This window comes from Janthinobacterium sp. YR213 (genome assembly GCF_900099875.1).
In the GTDB taxonomy this organism is placed as follows: Bacteria; Pseudomonadota; Gammaproteobacteria; order Burkholderiales; family Burkholderiaceae_D; genus Janthinobacterium; species Janthinobacterium lividum.
On record NZ_FNDA01000001.1, the window covers coordinates 620,556 to 645,607 of the forward strand.

The 25,052-nt window shown below is 64.0% G+C and carries 23 protein-coding genes; 8 read left to right on the forward strand and 15 right to left on the reverse strand.

What is annotated here, in order from left to right; genetic code table 11:
- Positions 1-120 precede the first annotated feature (120 nt).
- The 3 genes from BLT98_RS02825 to BLT98_RS02835 form a co-directional block, all read right to left on the reverse strand.
- On the reverse strand, positions 121-3,198 hold the full coding sequence (locus BLT98_RS02825; protein WP_092605105.1) for an efflux RND transporter permease subunit: 3,078 nt from the start codon (positions 3,196-3,198) through the stop codon (positions 121-123).
- The gene (locus tag BLT98_RS02830; protein ID WP_092605106.1) at positions 3,195-4,301 is read right to left on the reverse strand and encodes an efflux RND transporter periplasmic adaptor subunit; all 1,107 of its coding nucleotides are present in this window, start codon (positions 4,299-4,301) and stop codon (positions 3,195-3,197) included. The genes BLT98_RS02825 and BLT98_RS02830 overlap by 4 nt, the downstream gene beginning before the upstream one ends.
- Before the next feature lie 83 nt (positions 4,302-4,384).
- Positions 4,385-5,005 carry a TetR/AcrR family transcriptional regulator gene (locus tag BLT98_RS02835; protein ID WP_070256955.1) on the reverse strand — a complete coding sequence of 207 codons (621 nt, stop codon included), beginning with the start codon at positions 5,003-5,005 and terminating at the stop codon, positions 4,385-4,387.
- Positions 5,006-5,097: 92 nt separating this feature from the next.
- Here BLT98_RS02835 and BLT98_RS02840 point away from each other — a divergent pair, with 92 nt between their 5' ends.
- Positions 5,098-6,582 carry an efflux transporter outer membrane subunit gene (locus BLT98_RS02840; RefSeq protein ID WP_092605107.1) on the forward strand — a complete coding sequence of 495 codons (1,485 nt, stop codon included), beginning with the start codon at positions 5,098-5,100 and terminating at the stop codon, positions 6,580-6,582.
- A 14-nt stretch (positions 6,583-6,596) separates the two neighbouring features.
- On the opposite strand, the gene BLT98_RS02845 is transcribed toward BLT98_RS02840, so the two are convergent.
- The gene (locus tag BLT98_RS02845; protein WP_092606813.1) at positions 6,597-6,992 is read right to left on the reverse strand and encodes a winged helix-turn-helix transcriptional regulator; all 396 of its coding nucleotides are present in this window, start codon (positions 6,990-6,992) and stop codon (positions 6,597-6,599) included.
- Positions 6,993-7,154: 162 nt separating this feature from the next.
- On the opposite strand from BLT98_RS02845, the gene BLT98_RS02850 reads away from it, so the two are divergent.
- From BLT98_RS02850 to BLT98_RS02865, 4 genes are all read left to right on the forward strand, one after another.
- Positions 7,155-7,727: an FMN-dependent NADH-azoreductase gene (locus tag BLT98_RS02850; protein WP_034786426.1), complete on the forward strand. Its 573-nt coding sequence runs from the start codon at positions 7,155-7,157 to the stop codon at positions 7,725-7,727.
- 108 nt (positions 7,728-7,835) lie between these two features.
- Positions 7,836-8,123, forward strand: coding sequence for a putative quinol monooxygenase (locus tag BLT98_RS02855; protein WP_092605108.1), 288 nt, complete (start codon positions 7,836-7,838; stop codon positions 8,121-8,123).
- A gap of 79 nt (positions 8,124-8,202) precedes the next feature.
- Complete coding sequence (locus tag BLT98_RS02860; RefSeq protein WP_092606816.1) at positions 8,203-8,775, forward strand: hypothetical protein; 573 nt, start codon at positions 8,203-8,205, stop codon at positions 8,773-8,775.
- On the forward strand, positions 8,775-9,509 hold the full coding sequence (locus BLT98_RS02865) for a hypothetical protein (protein WP_092605109.1): 735 nt from the start codon (positions 8,775-8,777) through the stop codon (positions 9,507-9,509). Before BLT98_RS02860 ends, BLT98_RS02865 begins: the two co-directional genes overlap by 1 nt.
- Positions 9,510-9,536: 27 nt before the next feature.
- On the opposite strand, the gene BLT98_RS02870 is transcribed toward BLT98_RS02865, so the two are convergent.
- From BLT98_RS02870 to alkB, 8 genes are all read right to left on the reverse strand, one after another.
- Complete coding sequence (locus BLT98_RS02870; protein ID WP_092605110.1) at positions 9,537-11,078, reverse strand: cryptochrome/photolyase family protein; 1,542 nt, start codon at positions 11,076-11,078, stop codon at positions 9,537-9,539.
- Positions 11,079-11,118: 40 nt separating this feature from the next.
- Entirely contained in the window at positions 11,119-13,578 is a 2,460-nt protein-coding gene (locus tag BLT98_RS02875; protein ID WP_092605111.1) for a penicillin-binding protein 1A, read from the reverse strand.
- A gap of 73 nt (positions 13,579-13,651) precedes the next feature.
- Positions 13,652-14,047 carry a hypothetical protein gene (locus BLT98_RS02880; RefSeq protein ID WP_092605112.1) on the reverse strand — a complete coding sequence of 132 codons (396 nt, stop codon included), beginning with the start codon at positions 14,045-14,047 and terminating at the stop codon, positions 13,652-13,654.
- On the reverse strand, positions 14,044-14,856 hold the full coding sequence (blaOXA, locus tag BLT98_RS02885; RefSeq protein WP_092605113.1) for a class D beta-lactamase: 813 nt from the start codon (positions 14,854-14,856) through the stop codon (positions 14,044-14,046). The genes BLT98_RS02880 and blaOXA overlap by 4 nt, the downstream gene beginning before the upstream one ends.
- Positions 14,857-14,944: 88 nt before the next feature.
- A complete protein-coding gene (locus BLT98_RS02890; protein WP_170846268.1) occupies positions 14,945-18,112 on the reverse strand; it encodes a heparinase II/III domain-containing protein in 3,168 nt (1,055 codons plus the stop codon).
- 148 nt (positions 18,113-18,260) lie between these two features.
- Entirely contained in the window at positions 18,261-18,428 is a 168-nt protein-coding gene (locus tag BLT98_RS29060; RefSeq protein ID WP_167468666.1) for a hypothetical protein, read from the reverse strand.
- A 76-nt stretch (positions 18,429-18,504) separates the two neighbouring features.
- Positions 18,505-19,416 (reverse strand): GTP cyclohydrolase FolE2, encoded by a 912-nt coding sequence (gene folE2, locus BLT98_RS02895; protein ID WP_211614802.1) that lies wholly within the window; start codon positions 19,414-19,416, stop codon positions 18,505-18,507.
- Between the two features lie 91 nt (positions 19,417-19,507).
- Positions 19,508-20,170 carry a DNA oxidative demethylase AlkB gene (gene alkB, locus BLT98_RS02900; RefSeq protein WP_092605115.1) on the reverse strand — a complete coding sequence of 221 codons (663 nt, stop codon included), beginning with the start codon at positions 20,168-20,170 and terminating at the stop codon, positions 19,508-19,510.
- A gap of 94 nt (positions 20,171-20,264) precedes the next feature.
- On the opposite strand from alkB, the gene BLT98_RS02905 reads away from it, so the two are divergent.
- Positions 20,265-20,735 (forward strand): heme-degrading domain-containing protein, encoded by a 471-nt coding sequence (locus BLT98_RS02905; protein WP_034786432.1) that lies wholly within the window; start codon positions 20,265-20,267, stop codon positions 20,733-20,735.
- Here the strand turns inward: BLT98_RS02905 and BLT98_RS02910 are convergent.
- From BLT98_RS02910 to BLT98_RS02920, 3 genes are read right to left on the reverse strand one after another with little or no spacing between them, the layout of a single operon-like run.
- Complete coding sequence (locus BLT98_RS02910) at positions 20,732-21,424, reverse strand: aspartate/glutamate racemase family protein (RefSeq protein WP_092605116.1); 693 nt, start codon at positions 21,422-21,424, stop codon at positions 20,732-20,734. The two genes, BLT98_RS02905 and BLT98_RS02910, sit on opposite strands and share 4 nt — an antisense overlap.
- 17 nt (positions 21,425-21,441) lie before the next feature.
- Positions 21,442-22,209, reverse strand: a complete 768-nt coding sequence (locus BLT98_RS02915; RefSeq protein WP_244517362.1) for an SDR family NAD(P)-dependent oxidoreductase — start codon at positions 22,207-22,209, stop codon at positions 21,442-21,444.
- A complete protein-coding gene (locus BLT98_RS02920) occupies positions 22,184-22,918 on the reverse strand; it encodes a GntR family transcriptional regulator (protein ID WP_092605117.1) in 735 nt (244 codons plus the stop codon). The genes BLT98_RS02915 and BLT98_RS02920 overlap by 26 nt, the downstream gene beginning before the upstream one ends.
- 136 nt (positions 22,919-23,054) lie before the next feature.
- On the opposite strand from BLT98_RS02920, the gene BLT98_RS02925 reads away from it, so the two are divergent.
- Positions 23,055-23,495 (forward strand): acyl-CoA thioesterase, encoded by a 441-nt coding sequence (locus tag BLT98_RS02925; protein ID WP_211614804.1) that lies wholly within the window; start codon positions 23,055-23,057, stop codon positions 23,493-23,495.
- 153 nt (positions 23,496-23,648) lie between these two features.
- On the forward strand, positions 23,649-25,013 hold the full coding sequence (locus tag BLT98_RS02930; RefSeq protein ID WP_070256931.1) for an amino acid permease: 1,365 nt from the start codon (positions 23,649-23,651) through the stop codon (positions 25,011-25,013).
- The last annotated feature ends 39 nt before the right edge of the window (positions 25,014-25,052 follow it).

The window sequence follows — 25,052 nt, forward strand, 5'->3', positions numbered from 1 at the left end:
ATGTCGAGGGCAAGGCGCAGCGACGCAGACAGTACGCACGTACGGCAAGGAAGCTGCAACGCCGCCATCGGAATTTTCTCAGGCCCGCGTCTCCGGCCCGCTGTTTCAAGCTCTACACCCTTAGGGCTGCGCCACCACCTTTACCTGCGGCCGTATCCGGAACCAGATCGCATACATGGCGGGCAGGAACACCAGGGTCAATACCGTTCCGGCAAACGTACCGCCGATCAGGGTGTAGGCCAAGGTGCCCCAGAAAACCGAATGGGTCAGCGGGATAAACGCCAGGATGGCCGCCAGTGCCGTGAGGATCACGGGACGCGCGCGCTGCACGGTCGCTTCAACCACGGCATCGAACGGCGCCAGGCCGGCCACTTCGTTCTGGTGGATCTGGCCAATCAGGATCAGGGTATTGCGCATCAAAATGCCCGACAGCGCGATCAGGCCAACCAGCGCATTGATGCCGAACGGCTGCTGGAACAGCAGCAAGGTGGGCACCACGCCGATCAGGCCCAGGGGACTGGTGAGGAGCACCATGACCATCGCCGAGATCGAACGCACCTGCAGGATGATCATCAGCAGGGTCAGCGCCAGCATGATGGGAAACAGCGGCAGCATGGCTTGCATTGCCTTGGCCGATTCCTCGATGGAGCCAGCCTGCTCGATGCGGTAGCCGGCTGGCAGCTTGTCGATGACGGCTTGCAGACGGGTCGAAATGGCGCCCGAAACGTCCGGCGGCTGCAGGCCGTCGGCGATGTCGCCGCGCACGGTGATGGTCGGCTGGCGGTCGCGCCGGCGCATCACGGGTTCTTCCGAGCGCACCTCCACTGTCCCCACCTGCGACAGCGCGATGCGTTCGCCATTCGCGCCGGCCAGGGTCAGGTCGGCGATGCGCGCCGGATCCAGCCGCACGTCGCCGGCCGCGCGCGCCACCACCTGCACCGTGCGGATATCTTCTCGCACGGCGGTGACCGGCATGCCGCTGAGCAAGAACTGCAGTTGCTGTGCCACGGCGCCGGACGTCAGGCCCATCGCCTGCAAGCGCTCCTGCTGCAGGCTGAAATACAGGGTCGGCGTGCGCGTGCCCCAGTCGGTATTGACGGTACGCATCATGGGACTGGCCTGCATCACGCGCTGCACCTCGCCGGCAATGCCGCGCAACACCGCGGGATCGGGGCCGCTGACCCGATAGGCGACGGGGAACGGCGAATACGGGCCGAACACCAGTTGCGTGACGCGTACCCTGGCCTCGGGCGCCAGCCCGGCGGCCACGGCCACGCGCAGGCGCTGCTTCAGGGCGTCGCGCGCCTGCTGGCTGTCGGTGCGCACAACGATCTTGGCAAACGACGGGTCAGGCAATTCCGGGCCCATCGCCAGGTAGAAGCGCGGCGCGCCCTGGCCGACATAGGCCGTGACGATCTTCGCCTCGGGCTGGCCCGCCAGCCACGCTTCGACCCTGGCCGCCGCGCCGCTGGTCTGTCCGATCGCGCTGCCGTACGGCAGTTGTACTTCGATCAGTACTTCAGGACGGTCCGAGATCGGAAAAAACTGCTTCTTGACGATGGCCATGCCCAGCACGGCCAGCACGAACAGCCCGATCACTGTGCCGAACACCAGCCATTTCCGGGCGATCACGCGCCCCAGCAGCCGGCGAAAGCGGTGGTAGCGCGGCGTGTCATACAGGCCTTCGTGGCCGCCGGCGACCTGTTTGAGCTCGGGCAGCAGCTTCACGCCCAGGTAGGGAGTGAACACCACCGCCACCACCCACGAGGCGATCAGGGCGATGCCGACGATCCAGAACATATTGCTGGTGTATTCACCGGCGCTGGAGCGGGCAAAGCCGTTGGGCATGAAGCCCACGGCCGTGACCAGGGTGCCCGCCAGCATGGGCGCGGCCGTGTGGCTCCAGGCGTAGGCGGAGGCGGCGATGCGGCTGTAGCCCTCTTCCATTTTCACGACCATCATTTCGATGGCGATGATGGCGTCGTCCACCAGCAGGCCGAGGCCCAGGATCAGGGAACCGAGGGTGATGCGGTCAAAGTTCTTGCCGGTCGCCGCCATCACGATAAATACCACCGCCAGGGTCAGCGGCACGGCGGCGGCCACCACGATGCCGACCCGCCAGCCCATGCTGATAAAGCACACCAGCATCACCACCAGCAGCGCGGCGAGGAACTTGAGCATGAATTCGTCGACCGCCGCGCCGATATTGACGGCCTGGTCGGTGACCTTGGCCAGGCTCATGCCCAGCGGCATGGCGGCGCCGATGGCCGTCACTTCCCCTTCAAGCGCCTTGCCCAGGTCCAGCCCGTTCCAGCCGTCGCGCATGACCACGCCCAGCAGCAGCGCCGGCTCGCCGCCATTGCGCACCATGAAGCTGGCCGGATCTTCCTGGCCACGGCGCACGGTGGCGATATCGGACAGGGTCAAGGTGCGCCCCTGCGCCACCACGGGCGTATCGCGGATCTTTTGCAGCGCATCGAGCGCGCCCTCTAGGCGGATGAATACCTGCGGCCCGCGCGTTTCCACCGAGCCGGCCGGGCTCAAGGCATTCTGGCCGTTCAGCGCGGCGAACACGTCCTGCGCCCGCACGCCCAGGGTGGCCAGGCGCTCCTGAGAAAACTCCACGTAGATGCGTTCGGCCTGTTCGCCGATGATATTGACCTTTTTGACGCCAGGCACATGCAGCAGACGCTGGCGCAAGGTTTCCGCCTCGCGCACCAGCAGGCGCTGCGGCTCGCCTTTGGCTTTCAGTGCATACAGCGCAAAGGTGACGTCGGCGTATTCGTCATTGATCATGGGACCGATCACGCCGGCCGGCAAATTGGAAGCCTCGTCGCCGGCCTTCTTGCGCGCCTGGTAAAACTCGGCCTGCACCTGCTCGGGCGGCGTGCCGTCGAGCAGGGTCAGTGTCGTGAAGGCCAGGCCTGGCGTGGTGTAGGTCTCGGCCCGGTCATACCAGCGCAGCTCCTGCAGGCGCTTTTCGATCTTGTCGGCCACCTGGTCCTGCATTTCGCGCGCGCTGGCGCCTGGCCAGGCGGTGACGATGGTCATCACCTTGACCGTGAAGGCCGGGTCTTCCGCGCGCCCCAGCTTGAAGAACGACAGCAGGCCGGCCAGCGAAATGAGGCAAATCAGGAACAGGGTGACGGAACGCTCGCGCACGGCCAGCGACGACAGGTTGAAGCCGGGCGCGCTCATGGACGCGCTCCGGCGCCAGCGGCCATTGGCGCCTGCTCGACCCTGACCCGTTCGCCCTGATGCAGCAGATGGGCGCCCAGCGCGACGATGCGCTCGCCCGCCTTCAGGCCACTGACGTCGGCGCCGTCATCGTGCAGCCCCTGCACCTTCACGGGCCGCCAGGTGACTTGGGCCGGCACACCGGCGATGACCCACACGCCCTGCCCCTTGCCCCCATCGTACAGGGCCGCCAGCGGCACTTGCACGGTGCCGCCGGCCGTTTGCGCACCGGGCAGGCGCAAGGTGACGGTGGCGCCCAGCGGCGCGCTTGACAGCGCCGCATCGAGCACATAGCGCGCCTCGAAGGTCCGCGTTTGCCGGTCCGCCGTCTGCGACAACTGGCGCAAGGTGGCCGGCACGCTGGCGCCCGGCCGGCCGAACAAGGTAGCCTGGCCGGTGGAGCCGAGCGCGGGGCGCACGGTTTCCGGCAGCTGGATCGCCGCTTCGCGCCGGCCGTCATGGGCCAGGCGCACCACCACCTGCCCGGCCGCCACCACCTGGCCCGGTTCGGCCAGGGTATCCATCACGACGCCGTCTGCGTCGGCCAGCAGCACCGCGTAATGCAGCGCATTGCGCGCCACCCCGGCCTGGGCTTCGGACGCCTTGAGCTGGGCGCCGGCCGCGTCAGCCGCCGCCCTCACCTGGTCGTAGTTTGATGCCGAAATGGCGCCGGTACCGCGCAAGTCGCGGTAGCGCGCTTCTTCGTCCGCCGCCTGGCGCGCGCGGGCGCGGTCGGCCGTGACGGACTCCTGCCGCGCCTGCGCCAGCAGCTGCAAGTCGTCGGCGTCGAGGCGCATCAACGGCTGGCCGCGGCGCACGGACTGGCCGGCGTCGACCAGCCGTTCGCTTACCTTGCCGGAAACGCGAAAACCGAGATCGCTCTGCACGCGCGGCGCGACCACGCCCGTAAAGCTGCGCGCGCCCGGTTCGGCGCCCTGCACCGCGACGGCGCGCACCAGCGGCGTGGCGGTGCGCGGATCGGCCTGCGCCTTGTCGGCACAGGCGCTTAAAGCCAGGGGCAAGGTGGAGATGACTACAGATGAAGCGAGGCGGCGCCAGCGCATAAGAATCCCATGAACGAGTGATCAGGGTTCTCATTCTGGTACTAGTGACCAAATAAGTCAATGGTCACAATCTGACTGGAAGGTTATGGCGACAGGCTGCGCAACACAAGGCTGGACAGTTGCACCACCGCCGTTTCGCTGCTGTCGACGCTGTGTTGCAACAGCAAGGGATTGACGTAGGGGCGCATCACCAGATAGATCGCGCTGGCCGTCTCGTCGAGCGGCGTCTTGCGTTCGAAGTCGCCTGTCTGGCGCCCTTGCTGCAAGATATCCTGCAGCAAGGCGCCCATCGCCAGCTCGTAGGCCTGCACGGCTGGCCAGCGCTCGGTGGCGGCCGAGGCGGCGATATCGTACAGCTTGCGGTCCTGGAAAAACAGCCGCAAGCTGGCCTCGACGCTGGCCCTGAACATGCGCCGCAGCTGCTCTGGCGGCCGCTCGGCCGCCGCGACCGCGCTTCTTACCTCGGTTTCGATCTGGCGCAGGCAGCTGGCGCAGATATGCTCGCCGATGGCCTGCTTGGATTCGAAAAACTTATAGATATAGGCCTTGGAAAAGCCGATCGCCCTGGCCAGGTCGGAGACAGTCGTCTTTTCATAGCCGTAGCGGCTGAAGTAGTCAGTGGCGGCGGCAACGATCTGGTCGCGCACGTCGTGGCCGGCGGGGCCGCGCGCAGGGCTTGGTGTATCGGGTGTAGTGGAATTCATGGCGACAGCTTAACGCGCCGCGCCGGAATGCACAATAAGTGACCAATTTGTATTATAGTCACACATTATTCTCTTTTGAACTGGAAGACCCCATGTCATTGCCGCGCCTGCGCCTCCCCTCTCTGCTGTTCGCCGCCAGCCTGGCCGCTGGCTGCACCGCCGGTGCCGATTACCGCCGGCCCGAGCTACCGCATGCGGCGCAATATCCACACCGGGCGGCGCTCGGCGCGCGCTCGGGTGCCAACACTGCCAACACTGCCGACGCTGCCGAATTGCGGCAGTGGTGGACGGCCTTCGGCGATCCGCGCCTGACCCATCTGGTGACGGTGGCGCTGGCACAAAACCTCGACCTGGCGCAAGCGCAGGCCAGGGTCAGGCAAGCGCGCGCCGCCACCGGCGCGGCCGACGCAGCGCTGCTGCCGTCGGCCAGCCTTGGCGGCCAGGCGGCGCGCGCCTACCAATCGGTGCAGACGCCGCTGGGCCAGGTCCTGGACGCGTCGCCAGGCCATGATCGCGCCGGCAGCGCGCGCGAATTGAACCTGCAGGCGTCGTGGGAGCTCGACCTGTTCGGCGGCCTGCGCCGCGAACGCGAAGCGGCGCGCGCCGATTACGAAGCCAGCGAGGCGGGATGGGTTGCCACGCGGCTGGCCGTGGCGGCGCAAACGGCCGACCTGTACCTGTCCATCCAGGGATTGCAGGCGCGGCTCGACCTGGCGCATCGGCAGGTCGACACGGAGGCGGCGCTGCTGGAGCTCGCCACGCTGCTATATGACAAGGGATTGCTGAACGAGCCGGCGCTGCGGCAGGCCGAAGCGTCGCTGGCGCAAGCGCGCGCCGTCGTGCCCGGCCTGGACACGGCGCGCGAGGTGGCGCTGCATGCGCTCGATGTGATGCTGGGCGCCGCACCCGGCACCTATGGCGATGAAATGGCCGCGGCAGGGGTAATGGCGCGCGCGCCGCGCATCACGGCCGATGGTGCGCCGGGCGAACTGCTGCGGCGCCGGCCCGACCTGATCGCCGCCGAACGGCGACTGGCCGCGGCCAGTGCGCGCATCGGCGTGGCCGTCGCCGAGTATTACCCGAAACTGAGCCTGGGTGCCCTGTTTGGCAGCGCCACGTCCGGCGGCGCCCTGTTCGGCAGCGGCTCCGGCCAGGCCGCAGCCATGCTGGGCCTGCGCTGGCGCCTGTTCGATTTCGGCCGCATCGATGCGCAGATCGAGGCTTCCCGTGGCCGGGAAGCCGAGCTGCTGGCGGCCTACCGGCTCGCTGCGCTGCATGCCGCCGAAGACGTGGAAAACGCCTGCTCGGCCCTGCTGCGCCACGAAGAACAGGCCGCACTGCTGGCGCAAAGCGTGCAAGCGTTTGAGCGCGCCCGCGCCGCCGCGCTGGCTGCCTACGAAAAAGGCGTGGTCAGCCGGCTCGATGTGTTGCAAGCCGACACGAGGCTGCTGCGCGCAGCGGACGCGCGCGCGCAGGCGCAAACGGCATCGGCGCGCGCTGCTGTCGCCACTTACCGGGCGCTGGGCGGCGGCTGGCAGGCACCGCAGGCCGCAACAGAAGCGATGGCAGCCAGGTAACTCATCGAGCTGGCTTAATCGTCGGCTGGCAACTGCTTCGCTGCCCTGGCATCAAACGCCAGCCGCGCCGCATCGATGGCGTCGCGGTGGCCATGGGCCCAGGCGCCCAGCGCGCTGATGGGGATCAGCAGCGAGCGGCCCAGGTCCGTCAACGCGTAGTCGACGCGCGGCGGCACGGTAGGGAACACGGTGCGCGTCACCAGGCCGTCGCGCTCGAGCCCGCGCAGGGTCAGCGTCAGCATGCGCTGGGAGATGCCGCCGATCAGGCGGCGCATCTCGTTGAAGCGCTTGGTGCCATTGCCGAGCAATATCACCACCATCACGCTCCATTTGTCGCCCACGCGCGTGAGGATGTCCGTGATCGGGCGGCAGGAAGCGGCCACGCCCGCATGGCCGCCTTCGTCGCGCATGCGCCGTTCCAGCTCCGCCCCTTGCGCGGCGGCGTCGCCAATAGTCACATCCGTGTGCCCCAGTGTGGAAAAAGTGCCTTCTTGTGCGTTCATTTGATAGTCACTATATTTAACTCGGTTACAAAAACATACCACCCGATCATACCACCCAAGAAGGCCCACATGAACATCCTGCACATCGATTCGAGCATCCTCGGCGAGCATTCCATCAGCCGCCAATTGTCCGCCGCCATCGTCGCCCGCCTGCAAGCGGCCGCGCCTGGCGCCACCGCCCAGTACCGCGACCTGGCCGCGCAACCGTTGCCGCAATTTACGGCAGCCCCCAGCGCCGCCGACGGCGCAGTGCTGGCCGGCGCGCTGGAGCAGGTGCTGGCCGCCGACGTCATCGTCATCGGCGCGCCCATGTACAACTTTGCCATCCCCAGCCAGCTCAAGTCGTGGCTCGATGCGCTGGCCGTGCCAGGCAAGACGTTCCAGTATGGCGCCAGCGGCCCCGAAGGTTTGTTGGGCAGCAAGCGCGTGATCATCGCCTCGACGCGCGGCGGCTATTACGGCGCCGACACGCCGATGGCGGCCCTGGAACACCAGGAAAGCCATCTGCGCGCCTTCCTCGGCTTCCTCGGCGTCACGCAGATCGAGATCGTGCGCGCCGAAGGCGTCAAGGTCAGCGACGCAGCCCGGGCGCAGGCGTTGACGGGCGCCTTCGAGCAGATCGGCGCACTGCAAGCGGCCTAAGGAGTGCCAGCTGCGCCGCAAGCCGTTGCGGCGCAGCCCCATGGTGGCCGGCCGGCAAGGAAGCGCCAGATGCGCTAAGCTGCTGGAACCTCAACCACAAGGAACACCATGACCCTGATCGTCGTCGCCACCATCGATGCCCAAGCCGACCATATCGACGCCGTGCGCGCCGCCCTGGAAGCCGTCGTGCCGCCCAGCCGCGCGGAAAGCGGCTGCCTGCGCTACGAACTGCACCTCGACAACAAGATTCCCACGCGCTTCATCATGCTGGAAGAATGGACCGACAAGGCGGCCCTGACGGCGCACTATGCGACACCCCACTTCCTGACCCTGGTGGCCGCTACTGAGGGCAAGGCCGTCAAGATCGACGTGGCGGAATTGAGCAAGCTGAAGTAAGGCCGGGCGCGCTGCGCTAGCGCGTGGCCAGATTGAAAAGTTGCCATCTATAATATGGCAACTTTTCTTTATGGCCATCATGACACCATTTACCAAGATACGCGGCGCCGCAGCGGCAGCCGCCTTGACTCTCTGCATCAGCGTATCGGCGCAAGCTCCCCTCCCCCTGGCCAAGCTGGTGGGCGAATACAATCTTGCCTCGTCGGCGACCGTGCCGGCCAGTACCTGGGGCTATTCCAAAGGACGCATTTCGGTCAAACAACTCGATGACCGGCATCTGCTGATCGCCCTGTCCTGCGAATGGAAACGCGAGCCGAAGGCCGTCTGCGGCGACTATTTTTATGCCCAGCAGCGCGACGACGGCCTGTACCTGCAAGATATGAATACCTTCGCCATGCGCCTGTACTTCGACCCCGCCTCGCGCAAGCTCACCATCATTTCGCGCGGCGCCGATGCCAAGCAAAGCGTGCGGCATGACGTCTTCGCCGCCACCACGGCGCCCCTCACGGACCCCGCTTTGGTGCGACGCATGAAACGCGAGCTGTCGAATGCCGACAGCAAGGAAAACCGGCGCGTGTTCGGACCCTACACCAAGTGGGACTATCAGGAAAACCGCATCGAATTCCAGCGCCAGGACTTGACGACGCCGTGATGTCGCGCCTGATCCAGCCCCTGCGGCGCCAGCTGCTGCGCCTCGCCGGCGCCCTGCTATGTTCGCCCATGCTCGCGCGCGCAGCCGACGGCGGCGGCCTGCCCCGCGCCGTGCGCCAGCGCATCCTGGCCACCCTCGACGCTCCGCTGCCCAAGGTGCTCAATGTGCACCACTTGGCGTTGATACGGCGTTTCAACATCGGCTGGTCGCCCGTGGAAAGCGGTGCGCCCATGCTCAACCCGGCCTACCCGCTGGGAAAAGGAGACGCCCTGGAACTGGCCATGCAAGCGATCGCCAGCAAGGATGCGGCGCTGGCCGCGCAGCGCCTGATGGAAGCGGCACTGCTGCTGCCCCACTTCGTGCAGATGGCCAGGCTGAAGCCGGGCAGCTATGCCAACGGCAAGGCGCCGTTCACGTTTACCACCCGCCACCTGCAACTGCTGCGCCAGCAGTCGTGGCTGCCGCTGGAAATGCTGGGCATGGGAGCGGAAGACTACCTGGCCGAAGGGTACTGGCCCACCCCGTCCGTCGACGGCAAGCGCCCGTACGGAGACTTCACGAATTACCCGGTGGAAATGGCGCAGGCGCTGGGCCTGCCCGTGCACCGCCAGGCCGACGGCAGCCTCGTCATCCGGCCCGCGCTGCAAGCGGAACTGGAAGCGCTGCACCAGCAGACCATGCCTGCGCTGCAAGTGTTCGTGCGGGAAGCGGGCTTGAGGCGCAATACCGTCTAAGGGTGCCCCGGACCAACTTGCCCGGCGCTATAGGGAATCGAGCCTGGCCAGCATCGTGGCTGCCTGCTGCCGGAAAGCGGCGACCGTCGCCGCGTCCATCTTCTCCAGCTGGCGATACGCCATGCCGATGCGGGGATTGCGTTCCAATGTGTCCGCGTTGCGATGGAAAAAATCCCAGTACAGGGCATTGAATGGGCAGGCGCGCTCGCCGATGCGCGCCTTTTTATCGTAATGGCAGCCTTTGCAATAATCACCCATGCGGTCGATATACGCGGCGCTGGAGACATACGGCTTGGTGGCCAGCAGCCCGCCATCGGCGAATTGGCTCATGCCGACGGTGTTGGGCAGCTCCACCCACTCGAAGGCATCGATATAAATGCCCAGGTACCAGCCATGCACCCTGGCCGGATCGAGGCCGGCCAACAGCGCGAAATTGCCGATCACCATCAGGCGCTGGATATGATGCGCATGGGCCTGTTCCAGCGACTGGGTAATCGCCTGCGACAGGCAATGCATCTTTGTCTTGCCATCCCAGAACCAGGACGGCAGCGGGCGCGCATGGCCGAAGAAATTCTTCTCGGCATACCCGGGCATATGGGCCCAGTAGACGCCGCGCACATATTCGCGCCAACCCAGTATCTGGCGGATGAAACCCTCGACTGCGGCCAACGGCGCATGGCCCGCCTGATAAGCCGCTTGCGCCCTGGCGACGACTTCGCGCGGATTGAGCATTTTCACGTTCAGCGCGAACGACAGCAGGGAATGAAACAAGCGCCATGCCTTGACGCTCATCGCATCCTGGAAGTCGCCAAAGTGCGGCAATGCCCGCTCGATGAAGGCATCGAGCTGCTGCAGCGCCTCATCCCGGTTCAGCGCCCATGCCAGCCGGTCGGCATGCGGCGCACCGAAGCTCTTCACGCCTGCGGCGACGATGCTTTGCCATAGCCGTGAATGGTCATGTACGGTGCGCGCATCCTGCGGCTCGGCGGGCGTGCCGCGCCAGGGTTTACGGTTATCGTGGTCGAAGTTCCACTGGCCGCCGACAGGCTTTTTCGCGTCTTCCATCAGCACCTGATGCGTACTGCGCATCTGGCGGTAGAAAAACTCCATCAGCCATTGCTTGCGTCCGGCGAAAATATCGGCAGCCTCATGGCGGGCCGTGTAGAAATGGTCGCTGTCGACCATCAGCCATGGAATGCGCGAGCGGCGTCCTGACTGGTACAGCTGCTGGTCGAGGCGCCACTCGTCGGGTGCTTGGTATTCGAAGGCGCAAGCGTCGTAGTGACGAATCAGCGCCTCGATATTCTCCGGTATCGACCGCGTGCTTTCCATGTCGTCGATGGCGATGTAATGCACGGTGTGGCCAAGCTGGCGCAGCTGGCGCGCCATGTCGCGCATGGCGGCGAAGATCGCCAGGATTTTCTGCGCATGATGCAGTACATAATCAGTTTCTTGCCGCACTTCCATCAAGACATAGATGGTGGCGCCATCGACTTCGGTGAACCAGCGATGCTGCGCATTGAGCTGGTCACCGAGTATCAGGCGCAGTGTGGGCTTCGGTGAGGTCATGGTTATCTTTTAATGGTTGCATTCGCCATGGAGTCGGCGACTATCCTTGCGGCGCCGGCACTGGAGCGGGCTGCGGTGCCGGGGCTGGCGCCGGCTCCGGCACCGCCTTGCCATGCGATTCCTGTCCGCCGTCGACTTCGGCCGGCATGGCCAGTGGTGCCGGCGGCGCGCCCTCTTGCAGCAGATCGCCGGGCTCTTCCACCGGTTCATCCTCGGGCTCCTCGACCGGCTCCACATGGCGCAGCGGCGGTGGCGGCTTGCCGCCGGGGAAGATGGCGTCGCGCGACAGCTTGCCCGTGTCGAGCGCCGTCTTGAAGAAGTCGCCCACCACCAGCACGGCGTTGTGGCCGCCCTGGCCCCAATAATTGCTGCGCATGGTGACCCGCGCGTCATTGAAACCGACCCAGGCGCCGCCCACCAGTTCCGGGTGCATCAGGATAAACCAGCCATCCGCATTGTTTTGCGTGGTGCCGCTCTTGCCGGCCACGTCGGAGCGGATACCGAAGCGGCTGCGGATGGCCGTGCCCGTGCCACGGTCGATGACGCCGCGCATCATGTCCGTCAAGGTAGACGCCGATGCTGCCTGCATGGCGCGCTTGGGCTTGTCTTCGCCGAAGCGGGCGATGACCTTGCCTTCGCGGTCGGTGATGTGCGTGACGACAAACGGCAGGCGGGCTTCGCCCTGGGCCGCGATGCTGGCGTAGGCGTTGACCATTTCCAGCAAGGTGACTGGACTGGTACCCAGCGCCAGCGACGGCACTTTTTCCAGCTTGCTGTCGCGGATACCGAGCGCGCGCGCCAATTTGATGATTGGCGGCAAGCCGACGTCCTGCATCACCTGCGCCGTGATGGTGTTTTTCGAGTAGACGAGGCCGTCGCGCATGGTCATGTCGCGCCCCGTGGTGCCGCTCATGTCCGTCGGGCGCCATATCGTGCCGTCGGCCGCCTTGATATCCATCACGGCGTCGCGGTAGACGTGCTCGGGACTCAAGCCCTTTTCCAGCGCCGCGCCATACACGATGGGCTTGAAGGTGGAGCCGGGCTGGCGCGCCGCCTGCGACACATGGTCGAACTGTTCGCGCGCAAAGTCGCGGCTGCCCACCCAGGCACGCACGGCGCCCGTGGCCGGATCCATGGCCGTAAAGCCCGCTTCCAGGCGCGTCTTCGACTTGCGCAGGGCCGCCATGAAGGCGCGGTCGCCTTTCAGTTGCGCCAGCGTGTCGTCCGGCGTGGCGCCGGCGGCCGTCAGCTTGCGGTAGTCGCCCGACTCGCGCACGAAGGCGTCCAGCAGGGCCGGATGCGATTTCCAGAAATAATCGAACGGCACGCTGCCGCCCTGCATGCCCGCGTACATGCCCGTCGAGGTGGACGACGGCACGCCCAGGCGGCTCCATTCCACATCGGCAATCGCCTGCAAGGCATTCGCCTGGCGTTCGACGGCGCGCTCGGCCGCCTGCTGCAAGTCGTAGTCGAGCGTGGTGTGCACCACGAGGGCGTCGAGTTCCAGGTTGTAGTCGTTCTCGTCGGCCCACTGGATCAGCCACTTGCGCACATAGGCCGTGAAATGGCTGTCCGATTGCGCCCGTTCGCTCTGGCGCTCGAAATGCAGGCGCAGCGGGCGTTTGATCAACTGTTTGTAGCGCGCCTCGTCGATGACGTCATGCTTGCGCATCTGCCCCAGCACCACGTTGCGGCGTTGCAGCGAGCGTTCGGGATTGCCGACCGGATTGTAATAATTCGTCCCCTTGAGCATGCCGACCAGGGTGGCGCTTTCCAGGATATCGAGGCGCGAGGCGGGCTTGTCGAAGTAGGTGCGGGCCGCCATCTCGATGCCGTAGGTGTTGTACAGGAAGGGTACGGTGTTCAGGTACGCTTCCAGGATTTCCGTCTTGCTGTAGGTGGCCTCGATCTTGAGGGCCGTGATCAGTTCCTTCAGCTTGCGGTTCAGGTTGCGAGAGCGGCCGATTTCCTCGGGGAACATATTGCGCGCCAGCTGCTGCGTGATGGTGGAACCGCCCTGGGGATTGCCTCCCGCAGTGTGCAAGATGGCGCCCGCCGTGCGCGTGAAGTCGATGCCGTGGTGGTCGTAGAAGCGGTGGTCTTCCGTCGAGATCAGCGCGCTGATCACGTTTGGCGAAATCTGTTTCAAGGTGACGCGTTCCTGCAAGCCCTGGTCGAAGCGGGCCAGTTCCTGCCCATCCGCGCTGACCATCGTGCTCGGCGCGGCCGCGCGCGCCTGGCGCAAGTCGTGGATGCTCGGTGTCAGGGGAATCAGCAGCAGCATGTATGCAGTCAGCAGCGCCAGCACGGCCAGGAAAGACCATAAGGCCAGCACCAGCGCGCGCCGCACGGGCGGCAAGGTCATCAAATGCGCGCGGCCGCGCCGGTACAGCGCCACCGCCCTCGCCCACCCCCCACGCGCCACGCGCCATGCCTGCGCGCGCGCCCGTATGAATGCCTGCCGTGCTTTTTCCTGAAACTGCTCCATGCCTGATGCCATGCCTGTACCTTGTCTGATGCCGGAAAATCCGTTTCAGCAAGTATATAGGGCGGGCAACAAAGCGGGCCGGAATTTACGGCAGGCAAGCATCCAGGCGGGCCAGGGTGACGCCGACATAGGCGCCAATGCAGCGCGCGTCATGCGTCGTAAACGGGTTTTCCAGCTGCAACAGGCCGCAGTCGCAGATGACGGGATCAACCTGGGTCACGACGCCCAACGCCAGGTAGCGCCAGCCATCGAGGCGCTGCAGGCGTTTTTCTTCACCCGGGTTGGCGCGGAAGATGGTGTCCCAGTCATCCATCTCGCCGGTCATGGGCCACAGTTCGAGCTGGACGTGCGCGCCGGCGGCCATCTGCCCGCCACCGAACTCGTCCATCACATGCAGGCGCTGGCCGCCCACCTCGATGATGGCTTCCAGGTACTCGCCCTCGGTCGCGATGAAGGTGGCGGCGACGATGCTGGCCGTCACTTCTGCGCCTGCTCCAGCAGGGCCGGCAATTCTTTCAGCATGGCTTCGCGCGTGCGCAAGCCCGCAGACTGCTGGCCTTTCTGCTCGTCCTGCACCAGGCGCGCAAAGACGATGCTGCGCTCGCCCTTGCTGGCCCAGCCCACGAACCAGCCGTAGCCATGTGCTTCGTCGAAGCTGCCATCTGCCTTGCGCGGGAAAGCGGCGCCCGTCTTGCCATGCACTTGCCAGCCGTCCACGTCTGCCAGGCGTGTCAGGCGCTGGGTTGCTTCCATCGCCTGCTTCGTCACGGGCAGCTGGTAATTGACCAGCTTGCGCAAGAAACCCAGCTGTTCCAGCGGAGAGATTTTCAGCGAAGAGCTGATCCACGAACGTTCCAGGCTGTTGTCCTTGCCCGGGTCGCCCGAGACGTCTGCATTGCCATAGCGCAAAGCCTTGGCGTATTTCTGGAAGCGTTCGGCGCCCAGCGCCTGCGTGATCTGCTGCGAATACCAGACGACGGAATACTGCATCCAGCGCGACGGGTCCGTATCCTGGCGCCAGGCTTCGCCGCCCCAGTCCACATAGCCCTGGCGGTATGGCAAGCTGGGCTTGTGCTCGTCCTTGAGGAAGCCGGCGTCATAGCCCATCAGGCTGAGCGCGATCTTGAACGTGGATGCGGGAGTGACGCGGTCGAGGCAATTGCCCTCTTGCAGCAAGACTGCCCCCGTCCTGGCGTCGGCCATGGCGGTGCAGATGGTGGCGGCCTGGGCAGCCGTGATGGAAAGGGCCGACAAGGCGGCCAGGAACGCGCTTTGCAAAGAAAGATTCATGCGTTTATTTAAGTAAAAGGTGGTCGTCAGTGCCCGGCCAGATGAATGGCCGGGAGCCGGTAGGCGGCACACGCCGCCCACCGCTATTCTACATGCCGATATTGACCACACCCTCGGCGGAACTGCGGTAAGTTGCACTGCCCGCTGCCGCCTGCGCCAAAACCAGCTGTTCGCCATCCGGCGTCGCAAGCCGGGTCAACAGGAAGTCCGCGTTGGGCAACAGCCCGGTCGCCAGGATGGTGCTTGCCGAGGCCGGTCCATTCCAGCTCATGCGTGCCGACGGCGTCGCATCGCGGTTGAACGCCACCACCGTCTGCGTGCCGATCAGTACGGCCTCCGTATGGCTGTCCGCCACCAGGCGGCGTGCCGAACCAGTGCCTGCGCTGCCACTGCCCAGGTCGTTGTCCGCCACGTGCAGGACATGCAGGAAGTACTGGGTGCCGCCAGCGGGCACACTCCCGTCCGCCTGTACTTCCAGACGCCAGGCGCCGATATCGCCCGTGACGCTGGTGTCGGTGGCATCAGTGGCCTTGGGTGGGTAATTGCGCCATTTATAGCTATTGTCAGCTTGCAGAACACGCACTGTGAATCGGCAATCGCCGGTGGGCCCGCCGGGCAGCAAGGTCCCCGGGCCGAAGGCGGAATCGGCACTGATCTGGTCGCATTGTCCACCCGCGTTCAGCCCCCCTACCTTGGTAATCACGGCTTTCTCGGGCAGCAAGGTTTGCGCGATCAGCATGCCGCCGCCATTGCGAATGGTAATACTGCGTGCATCGGTGGCCGCATAAGTAAAACGGTACTGCCCATTACCAAGTGCGGTGGCCGCCACTGCGGCAGCGGGTTCGTTGACCGTATGCAGCAAGAAGGTGGCGGGTGCGGCATTTGTACGCACACTGTCGAAAGTCAGGACGATGGGCAGGGAACCGGTCGCCGGCGCCGGCAGGTAGACGACGCTGCGCAGGAAACCATTCGCCTGATCCAGTTTGGATGAAGCATAGGCCTTGCTCGCGTTGCCGCGAGCATAAGTGTAGCCATGAGCATATTCATAATTGACAATGCCATCCAGGGCGTTCATCGCGCCAGGCTGGATTTCTTCCAGGGTTGGGTATGCCGCACGCGCGCTGCCCACCCATTGCCCGCCGTCATTACTGAAGTCCACCTTGCTCGTCCCGCTGCCAGCCCGCAGGAAGCGCTCATTGGCATCAAACGCAACGACTGTATTATGGGCAATGCTGCGCGTATAGTAATTGGCCCAATGGGCGCTGCCATAGCTGTCATACCTGCCTGAATCGACCAGCAACGGTCCCTTGTAATTGAGAGAAATGCTGTTCTGATCCAGATGATGGTGATTATCAGTGATAAATGATGTGGACTTGAACTCCAGCAAGGTCGCGTCCGGGTAAGTCCAACGGTCGCGCATCAGTACTTGACCCGAACGGCGGAAGTGGCGCGACAAATCCAGATCGGAAGGCTGATTCAAGCTTGCCTGATCGACAGGCCAAAACAATTGTTCCAGAATATACGGGTAGCGATTTGGCGCATAGCGCTGGCCATGTACCTGTTTCTGGTAATAATCCCAGGCATTGCCATCCCCCGCATGGGCAGCGGCCCATAACGCAATGCTGCCCACCAGTGGAAAACTTGACAATGTCACGAAGTTATCGCCACTGGCTGGATAACTTTTATCGTCACGCTGTCCATAGATATATGGATAGATGGTTTTCGGCAGCCACTGCGAGGCTTGCCCCATGTCGCCAGCATTTTGCACAGCGGTATTCCACAGCAGCAGGCGGGATGGCAAGTCAGCCAGGCTATAGGAAAATCCTGAGTGGTATCCACCATCATTGGAAATATCACGCCGTACCGCGAGAAAACCCTCGTCAAAATGGCTATACGCTGTTTCTATCATCGGCAATACATCGCCATTCTCCGGTCCGGCGATGGCCAGCAAGCCGACAGCAGCACCATATACGCTGCTGAAATTCATGCCCGCCATATAAGCGGTTGCGATGGATGGCTGGGGCGGCGAAGCATGGCGGTTCCAGTTACTGAAGACGGGCTTGACAGCGCAGTCGAACGAGGAGGCCGCCATGCCTTGCTGGCCACAGATTTCACTTAACAGATTGGTGCCGCCTGGTGCCGCCTGCGCCGTAATGGTATTGCGGATAGTGGCAGCCATGGCCGTCCGATAACTTGCCTGCGTATTATCGTCAGGCACGGCGCTGGTGCCCAGTTCCGTGTATAGCCAGTCATACAGGATGCCCAGAGCAATCACACGCCCGCCCATGGACATGTCGCCGCCAGCATTCAAGGGAACGATACGTAACTTGTCGATATAATTTAATATCGCCGAATAATAGACCGGGTCTTGCGTTATTTTATAGGCCAGCGCCAATTGCTGCGCAGACTCGACAATCCCATTGCGATGTCCATTGGCCGTATTACACACTTTCGGCTGCGTCCAGGGTGAGGCAGCGGTTGGGCACATATTCAACGATACCACATCCGATTTGACCAGCCGTGTGAAATCAAACCAGGCGGTGGCCAGTGCCATATCGAGGTTACCCGGATAATTGACAAGGATATTTCCCTGACCATCCTTCAACACGAAATTACTGATAGGCTCATTGACCCTGCCAGGAAATTGAAAAGCGGTCTGGTCAGGTGAAAAATCAACCTTGCCCGTGGATGTCTCACTCAACCATTCCAATCCCATCGCGACGTTGGCGCCACCGATTTTCAGGCTGGTGGTTTTCAGACTGCTATTCCAACTGAACTCGATCCGCGTCACCACGCCGATTGGCATGTCGATCGTCTTGTAGGCAATGTAACGCGCAGGCTTGGTACCGATTGCTTTTTGCAGCATACCAATCTGAATTCGGGAAATCCCCTGCGTATCGCCATCAATATGCCGCATGAATATGCCATTTTTACCATTATTGACATTCATTTCGCCAAAAATGAACTGCTCGGCCGCATCCGCCGGATCTTTTTTCGATGCAGTAAAATCAAATGCGATGGTGCCTGCCGCGCCAGGAAAAACCGCTGGGCCCAAAGGCAATCGGCTCTTCAAATTATCTATTGCCAGTTGCGTCGTTAATATGCGCGGATGTTGAGAAGAAATTGAAAATGGCATTGCGCCAACATTCAAACTGGCCAGACATAAAGAAGAAAGCAATAATAATTTCCTTTTTGCATTCTTTTTTTGATCGGGCAACCCAGCCCTGCCTTGCGTACCATTCAAGATTCCCAGCATATACTTCCCCATATTAAACACCATTAAATAACCAGATATCATCCACTTGCAATGACGATATCATTTTTTTAAGTATGTGGGAAATTATTAATATGCCATCATCTTCGAAAGAAGGCAGCCCTTGCGCCACTTCAACAGGCCAGCCTGGCTACCCCTTGAGCTTGTTCAAGGGCTCGCGCTCGCGTCTCAGCCGCTCCTCTTCCAGCTCATCCATGCCGAGCTTTTCCTCGTCGATCAGCGCATGTTCTCGCCGTTCGCGCTGCAGTTCCTCTTCCACGGTGCCATCGATGGCGTCCCGCTCGATTTTCTCAGGCATGCTGCACTCCTTCTCGGTGGGTGACTGAAAAGTGTAGGTGTTTCAGACAAATGTTGCCGCACGCCAGCGTGCCGCCTCAGGCAGCATTGCCCGCCTGCGCCACGGCATCGTGCGGATGCAGGCTTTCCATATGCCGCACGCTAACGCTGGCCTGCGCGTACCTGAGCGCCAACGCCGCCTGCACGCGGCGGGCCGCGTCTTCCACATACATCAGATTAGCACCATTCAGGCGCGCGAACGCCTGTTCGTCCGCCCGTTTCACGGCTGTCTGCAGCGGCGTCGCCAGCGCCGCTTCCACCAGGTCGATCAGGGGGAACAGGTCCAGCTCCGCCTGCTGCGTCAATGGCACGGTGACCGTTGCCGTGCTGCGCTGGCTGTGCGGCGTGGCCAGGCTGGCATGTTCCTGCAGCCAGGCGCGGGCGGCCGCGCCGTCGATGCCGCCTGCGCCGAACTGCGCCGCAAAGGCGTCGGCCAGCAATTGCCGCGACAGCGCCGCCGAACACGGACAGGTCGACGAGTAGCCGATCTCCACCGCCAGGGATAGCGCAAAGCCCTGTGGCGAGCAGCTGGCCTGCAGGCGCACGGGATACGATTTCCATCCCGACAGTCCCGCCGTCAGCAGCGCCGGCTGGCGCCGCAGCAAGGGAAAGGCCAGTGCCATGCGCGCCTGCGTGCTGCCGCAATCGGCGTGACTGTCCACCATGCGCCGCAGCACGGCGGCCAGGCCCCCGGCATCGAGCGGCTGCGCTGCGGCAAACGCATCGAGCAGCAGGTACAGGCGCGACATGTGGATGCCCTTCACGCGCGGGTCGGGTAAATCCACGTGCACGTCGGCCCAGGCATGCACTTGCTGCGCCTGCCCGCCCTCCTCCAGCCACAGCGGCAAGGCGATGCCCTGCATGCCGACCCACTCCAGCGGCAAGGGACTGCCCAGATGGGGGCCGGCCGCCACGTCGGGCAGGGGCGAGGAAATCGGATCGCGCTTCATGTTGGTGGCTCCATATGCAAACAAGTTGCATATCATGGAGAAAAACAATCACATTTGCAAGAAACTTGCATTAATGCGGCAAATGGGCAGATCAGCTAGCCTTGCGAAACGTCAAATTGATGCGCTGCGGACCCAGTACCGCGTGTTCGCCCTCCTTCAGGGGCGCCACGCCGTGGAAGCGCAGGCGGTCGGTGCCGCCCCACACCACCACGTCGCCATGCAGCAAGCCGATGCGCGCAGCCTTGTCGGCCCGCGCCGCTCCGCCGAACAGGAAGGTGGCGGGCAAGCCCAGTGAGACGGAGACGATGGGCGCGGTGAAATCGCATTCATCGCGGTCCTGGTGCAGGGCCATGCGCGCGCCGGGCGCATAACGGTTGACCAGGCAGGCGTCGGGAGCAAAGCCTGGATAGCCGGCCGCCAGCGCCGCCTGCCGCGCCAGGCGCAGGAACACGGGCGGCATCGGCGGCCAAGGCAGGCCGCTGGCCGGATCGAGCCGCGCATAACGGTAACCGCGTCCATCCGTGACCCAGCCGAGAGGCCCGCAATTGCTCATGGCAACGGACATGCGCAAGCCGCCCGGCGTGGCCATGTGACGCGGGGGCGCCGCCAGCACGATGGCGTCCAGCGCCGGCAGCACCTCGTCCAGATACGGCAGCGCAAAACCGCGCAGCAGCACCGAGGCGGAAGAGCCAGGCACCAGCGGCGCCGGCCCGGCCGGGGCCTGGTCTTCATCGGCAAACAGGGACAGGTTCATGCGGCCTATTTTAGCCGCGCCACGGAAAAAGCGCGCGCGGCTGCCCCATGGTGCGCTACAGTAGCGCTTCCAGCCACTACTACCCGCCTCCACGATGGATCATTACGCCGATTTGCTGCAAACCCTGGCGCAACAGGAAGAATCCCTGCAATTCGAACGCTTCGACAACGATGCCGCGCTGGCCGTGGGCCTGTGGATCGTCGAGGAAGTACGCAAGCGGGGCAAGGCCGTCACCGTCAACATCACGCGCAACGGTCAAATCCTGTTCCACCACGCCATGACGGGTGCCACGGCGGACCAGGCGGACTGGATACGCCGCAAGAACAATACGGTGCAGCGCTTTTGCCGCAGCTCCTACTACATGGGCATCTCGTATAAAAGCCGCGGCAGCACCTTCGAAGACGTGAAATACCTCGATGACATCGAGTACGCGGGCCACGGCGGCGCCTTCCCCCTGCTGATACGCGGCGTGGGACTGGTGGGCACGGTGACCGTTTCCGGCCTGGCGCAAGCCGACGACCACGCACTGGTGGTGGCCGCGCTGCAGGCGCAGCTGGAACGCTAGGTTTCCAGCGCCCGGCGCAAGGCGGCGCGCGCCAGCAAGCGCGTGGAATCGAGCGTCGGCAGCGGCGAATTGGCGTCGCTGATGATCAGCGGGATTTCCGTGCAGCCGAGGATGACAGCGTCGCAGCCCTGCTCCCGCAAGCCGGCAATGACGGCCTGGAAGCGCGCCACGCTGTCCCCCTTGACCACGCCCGGCACCAGTTCTTCCATGATGATGCGGTTGATCTCGCTGCGCTCGTCCTCGCCGGGCCGCACGCAGGCGATGCCGCGCGCGGCCAGCCTGTCCGGATACACGGCGCTGTCGACCAGCCAGCGCGTTCCCGTCAGGCCCACCCGCCGGACACCGCGCGCCGCCGCTTCGCTGGCCACGACCTCCGCGATATGCAACCATGGCAGCGGCGAACTGGGCGCCATCAGCTCGAATGCCTGGTGGATGGTGTTGTCGGGGCAGATCAGGAAATCGGCGCCGGCGGCGGCCAGCTTGCGCGCCGACGCCAGCATCAGTTCGGCCACGCCTGCCAGGTCGCCCCTGTGCAGGCAATCCACGTAACGCGCCAGCGACGGCGTGTGCATCGATACTTCCGGGTGTTCATATGCCCCCAGCGCATGCGCGCCCTCTTCGCAAATCGTGCGGTAGCACAGGGCTGCGCCTTCGGCCGAGCAGCCGACGATGCCGATATGCTGTGTCATGCGATCTTCCTTTTCAATTAAATACGCTGGCCGCCATCGATGGGGATTTCCGCGCCCGTGATATATGAGGCGCGCTCGCTGCACAGGAACTCCACCAGGTCGGCCACTTCGGCCGTCGTGCCCAGGCGGCGCAGGGGAATCTGCGTGTCGACGATGTGCGAGGTGCCGGGCGACAGGATGGCCGTATCGATCTCGCCGGGCGCGATGGCATTGACGCGCACGTTCAGCGGCGCCATGTCGTTGGCCATTTCGCGCGTCAGCGACGCCAGCGCCGCCTTCGAACTGGCATAGGCCGAGCCGGCAAACGGGTGTACACGGTAGCCGGCGATCGAGCACAGGTTCACGACGGCGCCATGCGCATTCGACAATTCCTGCGCGAAGCCGCGCGTCAGGGCCAGCGGCGCAAAGAAATTCGTGTTGTACATTTCCTGCCACGTCTGCATGTCGGTGGTCAGCGAATTGACGCGCGAGCCGCCCGGCCCCTTCGGCGACACGCCCGCATTGTTGACCAGGGCGTGCAGTTTCGAGTCGCCCAGCATGGGGCGCAGCGTCTCGACCATCTGCCCGATCTGGCTCAGGTCCGACAAATCCATGCACACATGCGTGTTGTGCTCCTGGCTGCGCGGGCAGCCGCCGGGAATCGGGCTGCGCGAGACGGTGATGACCCTCCACCCCAGGCTGCGGAAGCGCTCCGCGACGGCGTGGCCGATGCCGCGGCTGGCGCCCGTGACGATGGCGGTTTTCTGTTCCATTTTCTGTTCAATCGTGTGCTTGATGTTCGTCATGTTCTTCCTCGTCCTGTTCTTGTCCGGTTGCGCCGGCGTGGATGCGCTCCTGGCGCATGACATAGGCCAGCATCTGCGTCCCGCCGTCGAGAATGTCCTGTTCGATGGCGCGCCGCGCGGCCGCGCTGTCGCGCTGGCGCAGCGCGCTGATGATGGCGTGGTGGTGGCCCACCCGCATGTCGGGCGAAAAACTGGCGTAGCCGGCGGCGATCAGGGGCGCCGTCTGCATCCACAGGTGGTCGACGAAGCGCTTTAAGGTCGGCATGCCGGCCGCCTGCGCCAGGCCCAGGTGAAACGCCTGGTTGCATTGCAGGGCCGCCGCCAGGTCGTGCCGCGCGATGGCCTCTTCATTCGCCTGCAGCAGGCGTTCCAGGTCGGCCAGGGTGGCGCCGTCGATACGCTGCGCCGCCTCGGCAGCGCCCAGGCCTTCCAGTTCCAGGCGCAGCGCGCGGATTTCCAGGTAGCGCGCCACGCTCAGCACGGGCACGCGGAAGTCGCGCGGCGAGCGCAGCACCAGCGCCTCTTCCTGCACCAGCTGCAGCATGGCGTCGCGCACAGGCGTGACGCTGGTGCCCAGCTGCAGCGCCAGCTCGCGGATGCGCAGCCGGTCATTCGGCTGGAAGCGCCCGGCCGCCAGCGCTTCGCGCAGCATGGCGTACACGGACTTGCCCAGGTTGACGTGCACCAGACTGTCCAATGGATGGTTCATGCGTTTTTTTGATCCTTGAAAAATTATGATGCATCATACATCAATGTGAAAAACAGTGTTTTTCCATGCGTGCGCCAGAGACAGGAAGCGCCGCCAGACCGTACAATCAGCCGCCACCGTATCGAAAGGAATGCACTTGAACTGGGATTATCCGCACGCCCATACCCTGCCCGTCACGCCCGAACCGGGTGACATCGACGGTTTGCAGCACACGAATAACGCCGTCTACGTGCGCTGGTGCGAGCATATCGCCTGGCACCATTCGGCCACCCTGGGGCTGGACCTGGACGATTACCTGCGCCTGGACCGGGCCATGGCGATACGCCGCGGCGAATACGATTACCTGCTGCCGACGCGGGCCGGCGAAGCGCTGACACTGGCTACCTGGCTGTGCGCCAGCGATGGCCGCTCCAGCATGGAACGGCGCTTCCAGCTGATCCGCGACAGCGACGGCGCCACCGTCGTGCGCGGACGCTGGGAATTGATCTGCATCGAATTGAGCAGCGGCCGCGCGCGCCGCCTGCCGCCCGAGTTCCTGGCCACGTACGAACCGGCCATCGTCGCGGCCAGCGCATGAACGCGGATGCTTGGAGCGCCGTTTTGCGCGCCGTTCAGCGAAGATGCGGGGCTTTTCTTGCGCCTCCGCAGTGCAACATGCATTTCGCTCCTGATTTGCCCGTTCATGCTTTAGAATCAGCGACCTCAGCCCCGTAAAAACAGGATAAAACATATGACGGCAGTCGGGATTACCGAACCACAAGAGCTCAAGCGCGGCCTGAAAAGCCGCCACATCCAGCTCATCGCCCTGGGCGGCGCCATCGGCACCGGCTTGTTTCTGGGTATCGCGCAAACCATCAAGATGGCCGGCCCCTCTGTCCTGCTGGGCTATGGCATCGCCGGCGTCATCGCCTTCCTGATCATGCGCCAGCTGGGCGAGATGGTGGTCGATGAACCCGTCGCCGGCTCCTTCAGCTATTTTGCCGACAAATACTGCGGCCACCTGCCCGGCTTTTTGTCGGGCTGGAATTACTGGGTGCTGTATGTGCTCGTCAGCATGGCCGAACTGACGGCCGTCGGCATCTACGTGCAGTACTGGTGGCCAGGCGTGCCCACCTGGGTCTCGGCGCTCATCTTCTTTTGCGTCATCAACGCCATCAGTCTGTTGAACGTCAAGGCGTTTGGCGAGATGGAATTCTGGTTCGCCCTCGTCAAGGTGGTCGCCATCATCGGCATGATCGTCTTCGGCGCGTACCTGCTGGCCTCCGGCGACGCGGGCCCGCAGGCGTCGGTGGCCAACCTGTGGCAGCACGGCGGCTTCTTCCCGAATGGCTGGCAAGGCCTGGTGATGGCCATGGCCGTCATCATGTTCTCGTTCGGCGGCCTGGAACTGGTGGGCATCACGGCGGCCGAGGCGGACGATCCGAGCACGACGATTCCACGCGCCACCAACCAGGCCATCTACCGCATCCTGATTTTCTACATCGGCGCGCTGGGCATTTTGCTGTCGCTGTACCCATGGCAAAACGTCGTCACCGGCGGCAGCCCGTTCGTGCTGATCTTCCATGCGCTCGACAGCAACCTGGTGGCCACGGCCCTGAACGTGGTGGTGCTGACGGCCGCCCTGTCCGTGTATAACAGCGGCGTGTATTGCAACACGCGCATGCTGTTCGGCCTGGCCAAGCAAGGCAATGCGCCGCGCGCGCTGCTGCATCTGAACCGCCGCGGCGTGCCGCTCGTCGCGCTGGGCGTATCGGCCCTGGCAACGGGCGCCTGCGTGGTGGTCAATTATTTCATGCCGGGCGAAGCGTTTGAAGTGCTGATGGGACTCGTGGTGTCGGCGCTGATCATCAACTGGGCCATGATCAGCTGGATCCATTTGCGCTTCCGCGCGCAGAAAAAAATCGAAGGCAAGACGACCTTGTTCCAGAGCCTGGGCTACCCGTTCACCAACTACCTGTGCCTGGTCTTCCTGGCCGGCATCCTGGTGATCATGTATCTGACGCCGGGCCTGCGCATCTCCGTCTACCTGATACCCGTGTGGCTCGCCGCGCTGGGCGTCGGCTACTGGATCAAGCAAAGCAAGGCCAAGGCATAGGCTGCTTGCGCCGTATCAAGCTGAAGCAAAAAAGCCCGT